The organism is Streptomyces sp. NPDC051963 (assembly GCF_044593495.1).
Classification (GTDB): domain Bacteria; phylum Actinomycetota; class Actinomycetes; order Streptomycetales; family Streptomycetaceae; genus Streptomyces.
Map to the genome: position 1 here is coordinate 646,840 of NZ_JBIUCC010000007.1, position 16,878 is coordinate 663,717.

The following is a 16,878-nucleotide window of genomic DNA, read 5'->3' on the forward strand; positions in this document are numbered from 1 at the left end:
GCGCCGGAGGTGGTGCCGACATGAACACACATCTGGCACGAAACGCACTCGGCAAGTACGGCGAGGAGCTGGCCGCGCGGCGGCTGGCCGAGGCCGGGATGACCGTCCTGGAGCGCAATTGGCGCTCCGGACGGTCGGGGGAGATCGACATCGTGGCCCGGGACGGGGATGTCCTGGTCGTCTGCGAGGTCAAGACCCGCAGGGCGGGTGTCTTCGAGCATCCGATGGCCGCGGTGACCCCGGAGAAGGCAGAGCGCCTGCGCGGCCTCGCCGAACGCTGGCTCCACGCCCATGGAGGGGCTCCACCGGGCGGCGTCCGCATCGACCTCATCGGCGTCGTCCTGCCCCGCCGCGGGGCCGCCGTGGTCGAGCATGCGCGGGGGGTGGCCTGAATGGGATTCGCTCGTACGTGCTCGGTGGCGCTGGTCGGCGTCGAGGGCGTCGTCGTCGAGGTCCAGGCCGACCTCGAACCGGGTGTCGCCGCGTTCACGCTGGTCGGATTGCCGGACAAGAGCCTGACGGAGAGCCGGGACCGGGTTCGGGCCGCGGTGGTGAATTCCGGGGCCGAGTGGCCCGCCAAGAAACTGACGGTGGGGCTCAGCCCGGCGTCCGTGCCGAAGGCGGGCAGCGGCTTCGATCTGGCGGTCGCATGCGCCGTTCTCGGCGCCGCGGAGCGGATCGACCCACGGGTCCTCGCCGACATCGTGATGATCGGCGAGCTGGGGCTGGACGGAAGGGTGCGGCCGGTTCGGGGCATCCTGCCCGCCGTGCTCGCCGCGGCCGACGCGGGCTATGAGCAGGTGGTCGTGCCCGAGTGCGCCGCCGCCGAGGCCTCCCTGGTGCCCGGTGTCTCCGTACTGGGTGTGCGCAGCCTGCGCCAGCTGATCGCGGTTCTCGCCGACGAGCCCGTGCCGGAGGAGGAGCCCGACGATCAAAGTCGCCCCGACCCGCTCCTGGCCGGCCTGCGCGTACCCGGCACAGGTGCGGCCACGGGCATGCACAGCATGGGCACCGCGCAGCTTGATCACGGCCATGACCTCGCCGACGTCGTCGGCCAGATCTCGGCACGCACGGCGGTGGAGGTCGCCGCCGCAGGGGGTCACCACCTGTTTCTGTCGGGACCGCCCGGCGCGGGGAAGACCATGCTCGCGGAGCGGCTGCCGGCCGTCCTGCCCCCGCTCGGCCGACAGGAGTCGCTGGAGGTTACGGCGGTGCACTCGGTGGCGGGTCTGCTGCCGCCGGGCAAACCCCTGATCGACGTCGCCCCGTACTGCGCCCCGCACCATTCGGCGACGATGCAGGCGCTGGTCGGCGGCGGCGCCTCCATCGCCCGGCCCGGTGCGGTGTCGCTCTCCCACCGGGGCGTTCTCTTTCTGGACGAGGCACCGGAATTCAGGAGCCAGGCCCTGGATGCGCTGCGGCAGCCCCTGGAAGCGGGGCACGTCGTGATCGCGCGCAGTGCCGGCGTCGTGCGCTTTCCGGCGAAGTTCCAGATGGTGCTCGCGGCCAATCCCTGTCCGTGCGGCCGCTTCTCCGTGCAGGACGACTTCTGTGACTGCCCGCCGTCGTCGATCCGCCGCTACCAGGCCAGGCTGTCCGGCCCGCTGCTGGACCGGGTCGACCTCCGGGTCGAGGTGGACCGCGTCACGAGGGCGGAGCTGACCGAGCGTGGTGCGCGGGGCGAATCCACCGCGACGGTCTCCGAGCGGGTGCGAGACGCCAGGGAGCGGGCGGCTGCACGCCTCGTCGGCACGCCATGGTGCACCAACAGCGAAGTCCCCGGGCGTGAGCTCCGCAGCCGGTGGCACGCGGCTCGCGGTGCCATGGACGAAGCGGAACGGAACCTCGAGCGTGGCGTGCTGACCGCTCGCGGACTCGACCGTGTGCTGCGCGTCGCCTGGACCGTCGCGGACCTCGTGGGCCACGACCGGCCCGACGTGACGGACGTGGCGCTGGCGCTGCAACTGCGGACCGGGGTGCCACGCGGCGTGCCCATGGCCATCGGGGCCCTGACGTGAACGGCGACGACGATCCGAGCGACGAACTCCACGCCCGTGCCTTTCTCACCCGTGTCATCGAGCCCGGCGACGAGGTCGGAGGGCGGTGGGTGCGGGAGTTGGGGGCCGTGGAGGTGGCGCGGGCGTTGCGGGAGGACGGGGCGCAGCTGGTCGGGGTGACGGACAGACGCTGGGCCGGACTGCGGGCCAGGGCCGGGGCGGCCGAACCTCGGCGGGATCTCGCCGTCGCCCGGGACGCCGGGGTGCGGTTCGTGACTCCCGGAGACGGCGAGTGGCCGGGGCAGCTCGACGATCTGGGGGACGCCCGGCCCCTCGGGCTGTGGGTGCGTGGACGGCCCAGCCTGCGGATATGGGCGCTCAGGTCGGTCGCCGTGGTGGGCGCGCGGGCCTGCACGGAGTACGGCGCGCACATGGCCGTCACCCTCGCCGCCGGCCTCGCCGAGCGCGGATGGGTGGTCGTGTCCGGCGGAGCCTACGGGGTCGACGGCGCCGCACACCGCGGTGCCCTCGGCGCCGGCGGTGCCACCGTGGCCGTCCTCGCCTGCGGGGTCGACCGGCCCTATCCGCGGGGACACACCGAGTTGATCACCAGGATCGCCGAACAGGGGCTGGTGATCGGTGAGTTGCCACCCGGGGAACATCCGACCCCGAGCAGATTCGTCCTGCGGAACAGGGTGATCGCCGCGCTCACCCGGGGCACCGTGGTCGTCGAGGCCGCCCATCGGAGTGGCTCGCTGGTCACGGCCCGGGCGGCACAGCGGCTCGGGCGCCACACCATGGGGGTGCCGGGGCCGGTCACCAGTGGGCTCTCGGCAGGGGTGCACGAACTCCTGCGCGGGGACGCGGTGCTGGTCACCGACGCCGCGGACGTCGTCGAGCTCGTCGGTGCGATGGGCGAGCTGGCTCCGGACCGACGAGGCCCCGTGCTGCCGCGGGACCTGCTGGAACCGGGCGCCCGCCGGGTGCTGGCCGCACTGCCCGCCCGCCGTGCCGCCGCGGTGGACGAGATCGCGCGCGGCGCGCAGACGACGGAGGACGACACGATCGCGAGGCTGTACGAACTCCGAGCACTTGGTTACGTCGAACGACACGGCGACGGCTGGAAGTTGACACGCCAGGCAATGATCTCCGTCCGCGGGTCTCGGCGCGGGTGCTGACCGAGCGTGTTCGGCCGTCCGGGGGAACCCCGACGCCCTTGGGATTTCCCGCAGTTGGCGCCCGCCGGTGATCACGCACAGCGATCGTCGTGACCTGGCGGGGCGTCCAGCGGAACGTATCTGCGCACGGCTTCGGCCCCGTCCTTCGCGCACTGCGACACTTCAGTCACGCTACGCTCACGAGGATCCGGACGCAGACCGGTAACTCCACACCAGACCGACAGCTCACCCAGGCACCCTCACTTCACGGCAGAACGGCACAAGGCGACGAATGCCCCAGCACACCTCCGGGTCCGACCGGGCGGCGATCCCCCCAGCCGCCCGTGACGGTGGCAGCGTGCGGCCGCCCGCTCCCTCGACGCTCGACGAGTTGTGGCGGTCGTACAAGGCGACGGGGGACGAGCGGCTGCGCGAGCAGCTGATCCTGCACTACTCGCCGCTCGTGAAGTACGTCGCCGGCCGGGTGAGCGTCGGGCTGCCGCCCAACGTCGAGCAGGCGGACTTCGTGTCCTCCGGGGTGTTCGGACTGATCGACGCGATCGAGAAGTTCGACATCGACCGGGAGATCAAGTTCGAGACGTATGCGATCACCCGCATCCGGGGCGCGATGATCGACGAGCTGCGGGCGCTGGACTGGATTCCGCGGTCGGTGCGGCAGAAGGCGCGGAACGTGGAGCGGGCGTACGCGACGCTGGAGGCGCGGCTCAGACGTACGCCGTCGGAGGGGGAGGTGGCCGCCGAGATGGGGATCGCGGTGGACGATCTCCACGCGGTCTTCAGTCAGTTGTCGCTGGCCAACGTGGTGGCGCTGGAGGAGCTGCTGCATGTGGGGGGCGAGGGGGGCGACCGGCTCAGCCTCATGGACACGCTGGAGGACACCGCCGCGGACAACCCGGTGGAGGTGGCCGAGGACCGGGAGCTGAGGCGGTTCCTGGCGCGGGCGATCAACACCTTGCCCGAGCGGGAGAAGACCGTGGTCACCTTGTACTACTACGAGGGGCTCACGCTCGCCGAGATCGGCAATGTGCTGGGAGTGACCGAGAGCAGGGTCAGCCAGATCCACACCAAGTCCGTGCTTCAGCTGCGGGCGAAGCTGGCGAGTTTCGGCCGATGAGCGGGAGGAGCGCGGGGGAGTGACTCCCCTCGCGGGCGGTGCGTCCGTAAAGTGTTTGACGTGCCAAGGATTCGAGCGGCCTCTGTGGCCGAGCACCGGTCGATGCAGCGAGCCGCCCTGCTGGACGCGGCTCGGTCTTTGCTGTCCGAGGGTGGGACGGAGGCGCTGACGTTTCCGGCCCTCGCCGAGCGGACGGGGCTTGCGCGGTCGTCCGTGTACGAGTACTTCCGGTCACGGGCCGCCGTGGTCGAGGAGCTGTGCGAGGTCGACTTCCCTGTCTGGGCGGCGGAAGTGTCGGCGGCCATGGAGCGGGCCGGTACGCCTGAGGGCAAGGTCGAGGCGTATGTGCGGCAGCAGCTGGCGCTGGTCGGGGATCGGCGGCATCGCGCTGTGGTCGCGATCTCCGCGAGTGAGCTGGATGCGGGGGCTCGGGAGAAGATCCGGGCCGCGCATGGGGGGTTGGTCGCGATGATCGTCGAGGCGTTGGGGGAGATGGGGCACGCGGAGCCTCGGCTTGCTGCGATGTTGCTTCAGGGTGTGGTGGATGCGGCTGTGCGGCGGATCGAGCTGGGGGCCGCGGAGGAGCCTTCGGCGATCACGGATGCGGCTGTTTCCATGGCGCTGCGGGGTGTGCGCGGCTGAGTGGGGGTTGCTGGGGGGCGCGTTGCGCAGCCCGGCGCTGCCGGGGTGCCGCCTGCGCCCACCCGTGCCGCCCCAGGCGGCACGAATGCCCGCAGCTGGGCGGGCGCGCGCGGATGCCTGCGGCCGGGCGGTTCGGTTACTCGTGGTGTGGTGGTTACGCGGGCAGTGGTACGCCCAGTACCGGTAGGAGTCTTGATGGGCCCTGGTGCAGTAGCCATGGGGGGAGCAGGGACAGCGGGTTGAGGTAGGTCCTGGCTCTGAGCAGGCCCCAGTGCATGCATGGTGTTGTGCAGTGGGAGCCCTTGGGTGCGACCGTTCCCAGTACCTGGCCCGGCTCCACCTCGTCCCCCTTCTTCACCGAGGGGCTCACGGGTTCGTATGTCGTCCGTAGGGGTGGCGTGCCCGTGGCCGACAGTTCGACCGAGACGACGCCCTTTCCTGCCACGCGGCCGGCGAAGGACACCCGGCCCGCCGCCACCGCCCGTACGGGTGCTCCGGGGGCAGCGGTCAGGTCGACGCCACGGTGGCCTCGGCCGTAGGTCGTCGCCGGAGGTTCCCAGCCCCGTACCACCGAGGGGCGAAGTCCCACCGGCCAGGACCGGGCGATGGCCGGAACTGTGCGGTCGGGTGCCGGGGGTGCCGCGCGCACATGGGCCGGGGAGCCGGCCCACGCGCCCGGTGCCAGGAACGCCAGGGTCAGGACCGGCAGGAGTCCCGCCCAGGTGACCGCACATCGCTTCGCTCGCGCATATGACATGGGGGAACCGTCCCGCACGGCGGCCGATCATGGCCGGGACCTGTGGACTACTCCCGGGTTGTGGACAGCGGCGTCACCCGGTCCCTCGCGGGTCCCGTACACTTCTTCTGGCGATCCGGGTCACCGGGTCGACTTCGCACGCCCCGATACACGGCCGGCAACGGTCCGTATCAGCGCCCCTCGGTCCTTCGCGGCACGGCGCATGTGGGCGTCAGGCGCGAGTGCTGTCCGGCACCCGCGGCACAACCGAGAAACACAAGGAGAACGGCCATGGCCGTCGTCACGATGCGGGAGCTGCTGGAAAGCGGCGTCCACTTCGGTCACCAGACCCGTCGTTGGAACCCGAAGATGAAGCGATTCATCTTCACGGAGCGCAACGGCATCTACATCATCGACCTGCTCCAGTCGCTGTCGTACATCGACCGCGCCTACGAGTTCGTCAAGGAGACCGTCGCCCACGGCGGCACGGTCATGTTCGTCGGCACGAAGAAGCAGGCGCAGGAGGCCATCGCCGAGCAGGCCACCCGCGTCGGCATGCCCTACGTCAACCAGCGCTGGCTGGGCGGCATGCTCACCAACTTCTCCACCGTCTACAAGCGTCTGCAGCGCCTCAAGGAGCTTGAGCAGATCGACTTCGAGGACGTCGCCGCGTCCGGTCTGACCAAGAAGGAGCTTCTCGTGCTCTCGCGCGAGAAGGCCAAGCTGGAGAAGACCCTCGGTGGTATCCGCGAGATGTCCAAGGTTCCCAGCGCCGTCTGGATCGTGGACACCAAGAAGGAGCACATCGCGGTCGGCGAGGCCCGGAAGCTGAACATCCCGGTCGTTGCCATCCTCGACACGAACTGCGACCCCGACGAGGTCGACTACAAGATCCCGGGCAACGACGACGCGATCCGCTCCGTCACCCTGCTCACCCGTGTCATCGCCGACGCCGTCGCCGAGGGCCTCATCTCCCGCTCCGGTGTCGCCACCGAGGGCAAGGGCGAGAAGGCCGCGGGCGAGCCGCTCGCCGAGTGGGAGCGCGACCTGCTCGAGGGCGAGAAGAAGGCCGAGGAGGCTGCTCCGGCTGCCGAGGCCGCTGCTGAGGCCCCGGCTGCTGAGGCCGCCCCCGCCGCCGAGGCGCCTGCTGCCGAGGCTCCCGCCGCTGAGGCCCCCGCTGCCGAGGCTCCCGCCGCCGACGCCGAGGCTCCGGCCGCCGAGGGCGAGCAGGCCTGACCCTCTGGGTCGTAGGGCCGTATGGCTGAAAGTGACGGCGGGTGGCGTCGACCACGCCACCCGCCGTTCACCCGCAGCCTCTAGATCTGCGGTGTCCGCAGATCTTCGTAGCCCGTAGATCTTCGGCGGACGCCGCTCAAGCCGCGGCCGCCGCCGACTTCGAGACTTCGAACTCCGAGAAGAGATTCACAGATCATGGCGAACTACACCGCCGCTGACGTCAAGAAGCTCCGTGAGCTCACCGGCGCCGGCATGATGGACTGCAAGAAGGCGCTGGACGAGGCCGATGGCAACGTCGAGAAGGCCGTCGAGGCGCTCCGCATCAAGGGCCAGAAGGGCGTCGCCAAGCGCGAGGGCCGCTCCGCCGAGAACGGCGCTGTGGTCTCGATCATCGCGGACGACAACTCCTCCGGTGTCCTCGTCGAGCTGAAGTGCGAGACGGACTTCGTCGCCAAGGGCGACAAGTTCCAGGCCGTCGCGAACGCGATCGCCGAGCACGTCGCCAAGACCTCCCCGGCCGACCTCGAGGCGCTGCTCGCCTCCGAGATCGAGGCCGGCAAGACCGTTCAGGCGTACGTCGACGAGGCCAACGCCAACCTGGGCGAGAAGATCGTCCTGGACCGCTTCGCGCAGTACACCGACGGCTTCGTGACGGCGTACATGCACCGCACGATGCCCGACCTGCCCCCGCAGATCGGTGTCCTCGTCGAGCTGGACAAGCCGAACGCCGAGATCGCCAAGGGCGTCGCCCAGCACATCGCCGCCTTCGCGCCGAAGTACCTCTCCAAGGAGGACGTGCCGGCCGAGGTCGTCGAGTCCGAGCGTCGCGTCGCCGAGGAGACCACCCGCGCCGAGGGCAAGCCCGAGGCCGCCCTGCCGAAGATCGTCGAGGGTCGCCTCAACGGCTTCTTCAAGGACGCCACGCTGCTCGGCCAGCCGTATGCGCTCGACAACAAGAAGTCCGTCCAGAAGGTTCTGGACGAGGCCGGTGTCACCCTGAAGCGCTTCACGCGCATCAAGGTCGGCATCTGAGTCCGTACCGCGATCGACGCGCGATCCCGATAGGGTCGACAGCAGTCGTCCGCGTACGACGCCGCGCTCGTGTGCGTGGCGGACGACAGCAGATCTGACGAGGAGGCCATTGCCGCACATGGGAGCACACCCCCCATCGGCAATGGCCTTCTTCGTATGTGCGACACGTTAAGAGGCGAAATCTCCATGACCACCAAGCCCCAGAAGAGCGACGACGGCAAAGTACGCGGCCGGTTCATGCTGAAGCTGTCCGGAGAGGCGTTCTCCGGCGGTGGGGGCCTGGGCGTCGACCCTGACGTGGTGCACAAGATCGCCCGCGAGGTCGCGGCCGTCGTGCGTGACGGAGCGCAGATCGCGGTCGTCATCGGCGGCGGCAACTTCTTCCGCGGCGCAGAACTCCAGCAGCGTGGCATGGACCGGGCCCGCTCCGACTACATGGGCATGCTCGGCACCGTGATGAACTGCCTCGCCCTCCAGGACTTCCTGGAGAAGGAGGGCATCGACAGCCGGGTGCAGACCGCCATCACCATGGGGCAGGTCGCCGAGCCGTACATCCCGCTGCGCGCCGTGCGCCACCTGGAGAAGGGCCGCGTGGTCATCTTCGGCGCCGGTATGGGCATGCCGTACTTCTCCACCGACACCACCGCCGCCCAGCGCGCCCTGGAGATCGACGCCGAGGCGCTGTTGATGGGCAAGAACGGCGTGGACGGGGTCTACGACTCCGACCCGAAGACCAACCCGGACGCCGTGCGTTTCGACTCCCTCGGCTACGGCGAGGTCATCACCCGCGATCTGAAGGTCGCCGACATGACCGCCATCACGCTGTGCCGCGACAACAAGCTCCCGATCCTGGTCTTCGAGCTTCTGGCGGAGGGCAATATCGCGCGCGCCGTCAAGGGTGAGAAGATCGGCACGCTTGTGGGTGACCAAGGCAGCCAAGGCTGATGACCCTGACCGGGGGATGGACAATGTTCTGCCGGTCGGGAAACGTGCAGAAGGAAGACGCGACGCAGCCGGCCGCCGCCCCCCGCAAGGAACCGCAGCCGGGCCTACTCAAGACACGCAGGAGCAAGTGGTGATCGAAGAGACCCTCCTCGAGGCCGAGGAGAAGATGGAGAAGGCCGTCGTGGTCGCCAAGGAGGACTTCGCCGCGATCCGCACCGGCCGTGCGCACCCGGCGATGTTCAACAAGATCGTGGCCGACTACTACGGCGCGCCGACGCCGATCAACCAGCTGGCTTCGTTCTCCGTGCCGGAGCCGCGTATGGCGGTCGTGACCCCGTTCGACAAGACCGCGCTGCGCAACATCGAGCAGGCGATCCGCGACTCCGATCTGGGCGTCAACCCGAGCAACGACGGCAACATCATCCGTGTGGTGTTCCCGGAGCTCACCGAGGAGCGCCGTCGCGACTACATCAAGGTCGCCAAGAGCAAGGCCGAGGACTCGCGGGTGTCCATCCGCTCCGTGCGCCGCAAGGCCAAGGACGCGATCGACAAGCTGATCAAGGACGGCGAGGTCGGCGAGGACGAAGGCCGCCGAGCGGAGAAGGAACTCGACGACTCCACCCACAAGTACGTGGCCCAGGTGGACGAGCTCCTCAAGCACAAGGAAGCGGAGCTGCTCGAGGTCTGATGAACGACTCTTCCTGGGGGGCGCCGCCACAAGCCGGGTACTGGGGGCCGTCCGACCGCGGACCTGTCCAGGGGGCTGCCCCGGCGGGTCCCGCGTACGATGCGCACAACGCGCAGCAGACTCGCCCCATGCCCAACGTGCCCGACACGCCCGCGTATGGCGGAGACCAGGATGACGAGCGGGGGGCCGCTCGGCTGGGCGGCCCCTTGTTCCGCGACGATACGCCGCAGACGTCGCCCTACGGGATGCCCAACGGGACGCCCTACGGGACGGCGCAGCAGAATCCGGAGCCCATGCCCGACGCCCCGCAGCCGGCGCCCGCACCGCAGAAGAAGAGCGCGGGCAGGGACCTGGGTGCGGCCATAGGGGTCGGGGTCGGGCTCGGTGCGGTGATCATCGCGTCGTTGTTCGTCGTCAAGGCCGTGTTCGTCGGAGTGATCGCGGTCGCCGTCGTGGTGGGCCTCTGGGAGCTGACGTCCCGGCTTCAGGAGCGCAAGAGCATCAAGGCGCCGCTCGTGCCGCTCGCGGTCGGCGGTGCGGGGATGGTCGTCGCCGGGTACGTCCGCGGTGCCGAGGGCGCCTGGGTGGCGATGGCGCTCACCGCGCTGGCGGTGCTGGTCTGGCGGATGACCGAACCGCCCGAGGGCTACCTCAAGGACGTCACGGCCGGCGTCTTCGCGGCCTTCTACATCCCGTTCCTCGCCACCTTCGTGGCCATGATGCTCACCGCGGACGACGGGGCACGGCGGGTTCTCACCTTCCTGCTGCTGGCCGTCGTCAGCGACACGGGCGCGTACGCCGTCGGCTGGCGCTTCGGCAAGCACAAGCTCGCCCCGCGCATCAGCCCCGGCAAGACCCGCGAGGGCCTGCTCGGCGCGGTCACCTTCGCGATGGCGGCGGGCGCGCTGTGCATGCAGTTCCTGATCGACGACGGCACCTGGTGGCAGGGCCTGCTGCTGGGCCTCGCGGTCGCGGCCAGCGCCACGCTCGGCGACCTCGGCGAGTCCATGATCAAGCGGGACCTGGGCATCAAGGACATGGGCACGCTGCTTCCCGGCCACGGCGGCATCATGGACCGGCTGGACTCCTTGCTGCCGACGGCGCCGGTGGTGTGGCTGCTGATGGTGCTGTTCGTCGGGTCGGCCTGACGGCATCGGAACTTCGCTGGAGCCCTCGCCCTCTTACGGGGGCGGGGGCTCTTGTCTTTGGCGGCGGGGTGGTTGGCAGGCTTTGGCGGTCCCGCCTCGTAGCCCGTCCGGGGGCACAGAAACGATCTGCGACGCTTGGGAAATCATGCCCAAGCCCGGAGAACCGGCAGCGATTCGGCAGCCATAAACCTCCCACCAGCGCGTTTGGTGTCGGTGGAGGTCCTGTTTTGGGCCGTCGCGCCGTCTCTGGGCCGCGGGGAGTTCGTGACTCTGCACATCGTCTACGTATCGATCAAGTGCTGATGAGGTTGCCCGACGCTGAGCTCCGGACACGTCTCACCGACATCCTGTGGGCCAGTCTTGGTGCCGTCCAAGACATGGCTGACGAGCATCGCTTCAGGGCAGCAGCTGTTCGAGCTATGCCAGTAGAAGCTCTCGAATGCCTGGGGGCGCGACTGCGTGAGGACGAGTTGCCACCGCTCAACCTCGATACCTCTTGCCCTGGCGCTGCTGCTGTATCCCCCCATCAACCCCTCGGTACGGCTCTCATCGCAGCCACAACGATCAAGGCAGGCACGACAAAGGCCACCTCGCTCATGGCGTAGACCACCCCTACTGGAAGGTTCAGCTGGTCGTAGGGAACGCCCACAAAAGAGGCACTGGCTGCCGCGAGGATCGCACTCACCATCAATGTCAGCCACGCACAGACGTTGACACGCTTGTTGAAGTAGTGCGTGTACGGCCAGTTTGCGGCGGATCCGGAGGGCGTCGAAGGAACCGGCTTACGCCAGAAAATCACTGCCATCGCCACGAGTATCGCAAGGGTCCCCCACACCATCCAGTCGACCCACCAAGCCGCGGTGTGCTCGGTCCAGGTGTTGTGGAAGCCGACCGACGACACCGCCAGCATCGCCATGGCAAAGATCGCTGCGACGAGAATGAGCCCACGAAAGAAGGACAACTCACCGTGGGCGTTGCGCCCGTATGCGAGGAGCAGCCAAGCCAATGCAGCAATGACCACAGCAGCGTCGGCCGCCAGAATCGCGCCGGCGAACAGCTGCTCGACCTGCGCCCGCCTACACACCAGTTCGCCCGTGATCACCGCGTACAGATAGGCGGCAACTGCGAGCCCGAAGAAGCTGGGTAGTAGCAGGCGTAGTCCACTTGAAGCATGCCCGTCTCCGCCTGGCGGGTTTTTCTGCCCAATTACCATGACGATGCCGGAAAAAACGAAACCGGCGAAGATGCCACAGAAGGCACTGAGCGCTTGCGCTGAGCCGATGGGGTTCCAGTCTCCTGGCCCCTTCGCGCACGTGTCCGGTATGAACTTTTCGGATAAGGCCACACCGAGCAGCATCATGGCCTGGGATGGTGCCAGCGGATCGCCCAGATTGTCGCGAGTTTGGCGGAACTGACTTACGACGGCTCCGCGCCTGATACCGAAATGATTACTGGGACTTGGCCGACCTCGGGAGCAGCGCCCCGCCGAAGTACTGGCTCACGGCCTTGACGTTCTCCCCGGCGACCAACAGCACGGACGCGTAGAAGTGCCTCAGCGAGAGCGGGCATCCACTCCTGGATGTTGAAGTTGCTGCGCCAGACCACCCAGCTCGCGGTGTTCCTGAACGTTCACGGCCGTCTCCTACAAGTCCGGGAGCGCGGTGACGATGGCGCTCGTGCATGAACAGCACGAAGCCGAAGAGCAGCGCGAGGGAGATGGTCACGGCCATGGCGAATCTCGCTTTCGGGCGAGGCAGAAGGGTTGATACGTTCCGTAGGCCCCGGGTGCCGGCAAGTTCGGGGCGTTGACCGGCGACAGCGCCCACCTGGCTCCTGCGCGGAGCGGGGTTCGTCTCATGACGGGCAGTCGCCGGTCGCATGCTCAGCCGGTGCCGGCGCGGTAGATGCTGGCCCAGCGGTTGTAGATCCAGCGGCCGACGCGTATGCGCTTGCCGGTCGCGCGGCAGCGGCGGCAGTCCTTGCCGCGCTTCATGCGGCCCTTACGGTCGGTCTTCATGGCGAAGCTCCAGCCGGAGCACTTGCGGCAGTTGCCGAACGGCGAGGACGCGCACACGTTTGATGGCGGGGATGCCGAGAGCCCCCCAGTGCCCGCAGCACGATGTCGCTGGTGAGCTTGACCGCCTTGGGTAGCTCCACCGCGCGGTGGATGACCGGGTCGTCGGCCTTGTTGCCGGCGGCCCCGAGCGTCATCGTCACCGCGCCGACCGACGGCCTCAAGCCAGTCGGGGGCGAGGACGTAGACGGCGAGTGCGGAGCCCAGCCCGATGAACATCGTGAGCACGGCGACCAGGGTCCGCAGTCGGACCCGGCCGTCGCGCTGCCGGGAGAGCTTCAGGTATTCGGCTGCGTCCTCGCGCCGGACAGCGACGAGTCGGACCGGCTCGCCCTCGCGGTCGGCCACCCACCGCATGGTGGAGCCCACGAACTTCGCGGCGCCGGACGGCCCTTTACAGGGCCAGCCGTCCGGCGTAGACCGGGGAGCGGAGCGCGTGGTAGCTCACCGGAGTGGGCGTAGTGGGGGGCCACCCACGCCGTAGCGGTCTTCAGTTCCGCTACGGACTTCAGCCACAGCGGAACGACCGGGCGGCGCTTTGCGGCGAGCAGCCGACCCAGGTAGCCCGGACCGGCCGCCTTCGTGGTCGGAAGGTCGGACAACCGGCGGGCGGTCGGGTCGGCCGACCCGGTACGGGCGAACCGGGCCTTGTCGAGGTCGACGACATCGCCGCCGGAGTCGGCCGCCATGTCGGCTTCGAGGCGGTGGAAGAGTTCGTTGTCGTCGTCGGGGTGCTTCACTGATGGTTCCTTCCAATGGGAGGCAGGGCGGGTCTGGCTGGCGGACGGACCCCGCGCGGTGGTGCTATGGGGGGTGGCATGGGGGAATCTGAGGTCAGGACGCGGCAGTGCGATTGGTGTGGCGAGCCGGTGCAGCAGCCCAAAAGCCGTTGGCGAAGGCGGCGTTTTTGCAGCAAGGCACATCGCCGCAGGAATCGAATCCTGGAGGCTGTCTGGGAGTTCCTGGACATCTGGTAGGTCAGGCAGCGCGGTGTTTCTCGGCGTCGATGTACATGCCGCGGATGCCGCGGGAGCGCTGGATGCAGTAGCCGACGTCGAGCAGGCAGCGGGGGCAGGTGCGGCGGGCGAGCGTCGCCAGTGCGAGCGCGCCCCACTTGCGCGACGTCATCGGCCGGACCGGCTTGGCACGGTCGACGCGGTAGAGGTAGCCGCCCCGGACGCCCCCGGCCCGGCGGCTGACCACGCATGACCTGTGCCGCGATCGGCTGACCGCCCGGCCGTAAGCCCCTGGCACGCAGCTGACGACGGGGCCAGACCATCGGGGTCCAGACGTCACGGGTAGGTGGGATGCCGCGCAGGGCGCCAGTCGGGTCGTAGCACTTGCCTCGGCCTTCAACTGGTCCCACGGCTTGCGGGCGTTGGCAGCCGAGCAGTGCACTGAGGTACGGGGGCATGAATCGCACCCCCGCGAGCGCCATGTCCATCCGGATCAACAGCAGGTTGGCCACGGTGAACACCGGGATGGCCACGTCGATACCGACCGGCAGCATCCAGGCCTCGTTGAAGTTTCAGCGGGCCGCAGCCTTGGAGACGGCGTCGAAGGAGGAGATCAGACCGAGCGCGCCGACTCCGGCGAGGCCCATCTCAGGGCGGGTCAGCGGCGGCACCCCGGGAGCGGGCATCGGGGGAGCGGCGGGCGTGCTCATGCCGACCTTCCGCCGTGACCAGGGCTGCAACGATGAGCAGGGCGCCGCCCGCGCAAGTGAGGTCGACCGCGCGCTTCAGGCCCGTGAATGTGGCGACCGCGATGCGGGACAGCGGAAAGCCGTGACGGCCGCCAATGTTCGGGCGCACGGACCGCAGCAGCAGATCGGCCGCGGCGACCGACAGCGCCGTGCCGAGACCGCCCACGATGCAGGCGGCGAGGTTGAGCGGCATGGCCTTGGCGCCCGTCCACGATCCGGCGACGACCGCGCCGACGAACGCGAGCAGCAGACCGGTCTTGGTGTCGGTCCGCGTGATCTCCGCCTCAGTCTCCGCGTGAGCGGTGGCGAGCATGGCGTCCTGGGCGCTCATGCCGCTTCCTCCGTCCCGGACTCGGCACGGGCGGCGGCCCGCAGGAAGGGCATGGCGCGGGCGAGGGCGTCCGCATACAGGGCGTCCCAGGCTACGCAGCGTTTCTGCCGGCCCTCAGCAGAGGCGCTTCGGGGGCATGGTGTTGGGGCCATTGTTTTTTGGCCAAGCGGTCAGCTCCAGAACCTTCCGTCATCGCTTTACCCGCCTACGAACGGCAATGCACAGCGAGACCGAGGAGAACCGGTTCGGAGAAGTGGGAGGCCATTTCAATGTAGTCGCCAGTGGTAGTGAGGTCCTTCGGAAGTGAACCGTTCGTCGCTAGGGTTCTTCGGAGCTGTTTTGTCGATCTCGAAAGTCACCTTCCCCTCGCTCGCCAGGAAGAGCCACCCTGGCGCGCGCGACGCACGTAATCCGTACCCCGATAGAAGCCAGTACAGCTGCAGCAGCCAACGCTCAGCTGCACGTGTAGCCGGGCAACTTGCAGTGACGCGCAGGAAAAGATCCGGATCGATCGTCGTTCCTTGATAGCTCACCCTGGGCCGCTCGTGCATGGAATTGAAATGCCTGCCACGTTCGTCTGTTGAAAGCCGCGAAAGGCATTCCGTGTAAGGTTCGACAACTTCGCCTCGGCACGGAGAAGCGCTATCCGCGATTTCTTCGGTTTGGGAACACTCGGTCCATTGGTGAGTCGGCGGCGCGGGGTCCGTCATTCTCCACCGCTACCGCACTTGAGGTGCGTCTGTCCGTGACATTGCAAATCCCCGGGTACGGGGTGCGAGACTCTCAGGTCCAGCGTTGTCCCAGGTCACTCGCCCGTTGCCGGGCCGTCTGTGGGCCGTCCGAGGGGGATCAACGACGACCGACAACGACCGTCAACGACCACCCCCGGGGCCGACGGCCGCAGGTCACCCGATTCGATCTGCGACACTGGTACCGCCATGCCTAAGCCCGGAGAACTCACTTTCGTAGCCCCCCGCGGAGCCAAGAAGCCGCCGCGGCACCTTGCCGATCTCTCGCCGGCCGAGCGCAAAGAGGTCGTCGCCGAGATCGGGGAGAAGCCGTTTCGCGCCAAGCAGCTTTCGCAGCACTACTTCGCGCGGTTCGCGCACGACCCGGCTCAGTGGACCGACATCCCGGCCGCGGCGCGCGGCAAGCTTCAGGAGGCGCTGCTTCCGGAGCTGATGACGGTCGTGCGGCATCTGTCGACGGACCAGGACACCACGCGCAAGACGCTGTGGCGGCTGTTCGACGGGACGCTGGTGGAGTCGGTGCTGATGCGGTACCCGGACCGGGTGACGATGTGCATCAGCTCGCAGGCGGGCTGCGGTATGAACTGCCCGTTCTGCGCCACCGGGCAGGCGGGTCTCGACCGGAATCTGTCCACCGCCGAGATCGTGCACCAGATCGTGGACGGGATGCGGGCGCTCAGGGACGGTGAGATTCCCGGGGGTCCGGCCCGGCTCTCGAACATCGTCTTCATGGGCATGGGCGAGCCGCTCGCCAACTACAAGCGCGTCGTCGGTGCGATCCGAGCGCTCACCGACCCCGAGCCGGACGGGCTGGGGCTGTCGCAGCGGGGCATCACCGTTTCCACGGTCGGGCTCGTCCCGGCCATCCACCGGTTCTCCGACGAGGGCTTCAAGTGCCGGCTCGCGATCTCGCTGCACGCACCGGACGACGAGCTGCGCGACACCCTCGTACCGGTCAACACCCGGTGGAAGGTGCGCGAGGTGCTCGACGCCGGCTGGGAGTACGCGGCCCGGTCCGGGCGCCGGCTGTCCATCGAGTACGCGCTGATCCGGGACATCAACGACCAGGCGTGGCGCGGTGACCGGCTCGGCAGGCTGCTCCGGGGCAAGCCGGTGCATGTGAACCTGATCCCGCTGAACCCGACGCCGGGCTCGAAGTGGACCGCGTCCCGGCCCGAGGACGAGAAGGCGTTCGTGGAGGCCATCGCCGCCCATGGCGTGCCGGTGACCGTCCGGGACACCCGAGGTCAGGAGATCGACGGGGCGTGTGGTCAGCTGGCGGCCACCGAGAGGTAGTCTGACC

The 16,878-nt window shown here is 68.8% G+C and carries 15 protein-coding genes and 3 pseudogenes; 11 read left to right on the plus strand and 7 right to left on the minus strand.

Going from position 1 to position 16,878, the window contains the following annotated elements; translation table 11 throughout:
- Nucleotides 1-20 precede the first annotated feature (20 nt).
- From ACIHFB_RS30930 to ACIHFB_RS30950, 5 genes are all read left to right on the plus strand, one after another.
- A complete protein-coding gene (locus tag ACIHFB_RS30930; protein WP_365286380.1) occupies nt 21-392 on the plus strand; it encodes a YraN family protein in 372 nt (123 codons plus the stop codon).
- Complete coding sequence (locus ACIHFB_RS30935) at nt 393-2,018, plus strand: YifB family Mg chelatase-like AAA ATPase (protein WP_400128686.1); 1,626 nt, start codon at nt 393-395, stop codon at nt 2,016-2,018.
- Nucleotides 2,015-3,175, plus strand: a complete 1,161-nt coding sequence (gene dprA / locus ACIHFB_RS30940; RefSeq protein WP_400128687.1) for a DNA-processing protein DprA — start codon at nt 2,015-2,017, stop codon at nt 3,173-3,175. The genes ACIHFB_RS30935 and dprA overlap by 4 nt, the downstream gene beginning before the upstream one ends.
- 271 nt (nt 3,176-3,446) lie before the next feature.
- Nucleotides 3,447-4,289, plus strand: a complete 843-nt coding sequence (gene whiG / locus ACIHFB_RS30945; protein ID WP_210588113.1) for an RNA polymerase sigma factor WhiG — start codon at nt 3,447-3,449, stop codon at nt 4,287-4,289.
- Between the two features lie 84 nt (nt 4,290-4,373).
- The gene (locus tag ACIHFB_RS30950; protein WP_210588156.1) at nt 4,374-4,931 is read left to right on the plus strand and encodes a TetR/AcrR family transcriptional regulator; all 558 of its coding nucleotides are present in this window, start codon (nt 4,374-4,376) and stop codon (nt 4,929-4,931) included.
- A 154-nt stretch (nt 4,932-5,085) separates the two neighbouring features.
- On the opposite strand, the gene ACIHFB_RS30955 is transcribed toward ACIHFB_RS30950, so the two are convergent.
- Entirely contained in the window at nt 5,086-5,688 is a 603-nt protein-coding gene (locus ACIHFB_RS30955) for a M23 family metallopeptidase (protein WP_365286373.1), read from the minus strand.
- A 270-nt stretch (nt 5,689-5,958) separates the two neighbouring features.
- Here ACIHFB_RS30955 and rpsB point away from each other — a divergent pair, with 270 nt between their 5' ends.
- The 5 genes from rpsB to ACIHFB_RS30980 all read left to right on the plus strand — a co-directional run bounded on the left by rpsB (nt 5,959) and on the right by ACIHFB_RS30980 (nt 10,716).
- Nucleotides 5,959-6,903, plus strand: coding sequence for a 30S ribosomal protein S2 (rpsB, locus tag ACIHFB_RS30960; protein ID WP_400128688.1), 945 nt, complete (start codon nt 5,959-5,961; stop codon nt 6,901-6,903).
- Between the two features lie 195 nt (nt 6,904-7,098).
- Nucleotides 7,099-7,935 carry a translation elongation factor Ts gene (gene tsf, locus ACIHFB_RS30965; RefSeq protein ID WP_365286369.1) on the plus strand — a complete coding sequence of 279 codons (837 nt, stop codon included), beginning with the start codon at nt 7,099-7,101 and terminating at the stop codon, nt 7,933-7,935.
- Between the two features lie 186 nt (nt 7,936-8,121).
- Nucleotides 8,122-8,880: a UMP kinase gene (gene pyrH / locus ACIHFB_RS30970; protein ID WP_210588117.1), complete on the plus strand. Its 759-nt coding sequence runs from the start codon at nt 8,122-8,124 to the stop codon at nt 8,878-8,880.
- A gap of 130 nt (nt 8,881-9,010) precedes the next feature.
- A complete protein-coding gene (gene frr / locus ACIHFB_RS30975) occupies nt 9,011-9,568 on the plus strand; it encodes a ribosome recycling factor (protein WP_365286366.1) in 558 nt (185 codons plus the stop codon).
- The gene (locus ACIHFB_RS30980) at nt 9,568-10,716 is read left to right on the plus strand and encodes a phosphatidate cytidylyltransferase (protein WP_365286363.1); all 1,149 of its coding nucleotides are present in this window, start codon (nt 9,568-9,570) and stop codon (nt 10,714-10,716) included. The genes frr and ACIHFB_RS30980 overlap by 1 nt, the downstream gene beginning before the upstream one ends.
- 526 nt (nt 10,717-11,242) lie before the next feature.
- On the opposite strand, the gene ACIHFB_RS30985 is transcribed toward ACIHFB_RS30980, so the two are convergent.
- From ACIHFB_RS30985 to ACIHFB_RS31010, 6 genes and pseudogenes are all read right to left on the minus strand, one after another.
- Nucleotides 11,243-12,076: a hypothetical protein gene (locus ACIHFB_RS30985; RefSeq protein ID WP_400128689.1), complete on the minus strand. Its 834-nt coding sequence runs from the start codon at nt 12,074-12,076 to the stop codon at nt 11,243-11,245.
- A gap of 522 nt (nt 12,077-12,598) precedes the next feature.
- Nucleotides 12,599-12,733: a hypothetical protein gene (locus ACIHFB_RS30990; protein ID WP_400128690.1), complete on the minus strand. Its 135-nt coding sequence runs from the start codon at nt 12,731-12,733 to the stop codon at nt 12,599-12,601.
- 49 nt (nt 12,734-12,782) lie between these two features.
- Nucleotides 12,783-13,530, minus strand: a pseudogene (locus ACIHFB_RS30995) (cell division protein FtsK); the annotation flags it as partial.
- A gap of 238 nt (nt 13,531-13,768) precedes the next feature.
- A pseudogene (locus ACIHFB_RS31000) lies at nt 13,769-14,156 on the minus strand (RRQRL motif-containing zinc-binding protein).
- Between the two features lie 238 nt (nt 14,157-14,394).
- On the minus strand, nt 14,395-14,826 hold the full coding sequence (locus tag ACIHFB_RS31005; RefSeq protein ID WP_365286359.1) for an integral membrane plasmid transfer protein: 432 nt from the start codon (nt 14,824-14,826) through the stop codon (nt 14,395-14,397).
- Between the two features lie 189 nt (nt 14,827-15,015).
- Nucleotides 15,016-15,293: pseudogene (locus ACIHFB_RS31010) on the minus strand (hypothetical protein); the annotation flags it as partial.
- A 471-nt stretch (nt 15,294-15,764) separates the two neighbouring features.
- Here ACIHFB_RS31010 and rlmN point away from each other — a divergent pair.
- The gene (gene rlmN, locus ACIHFB_RS31015) at nt 15,765-16,871 is read left to right on the plus strand and encodes a 23S rRNA (adenine(2503)-C(2))-methyltransferase RlmN (RefSeq protein WP_365286357.1); all 1,107 of its coding nucleotides are present in this window, start codon (nt 15,765-15,767) and stop codon (nt 16,869-16,871) included.
- Nucleotides 16,872-16,878: the final 7 nt, after the last annotated feature.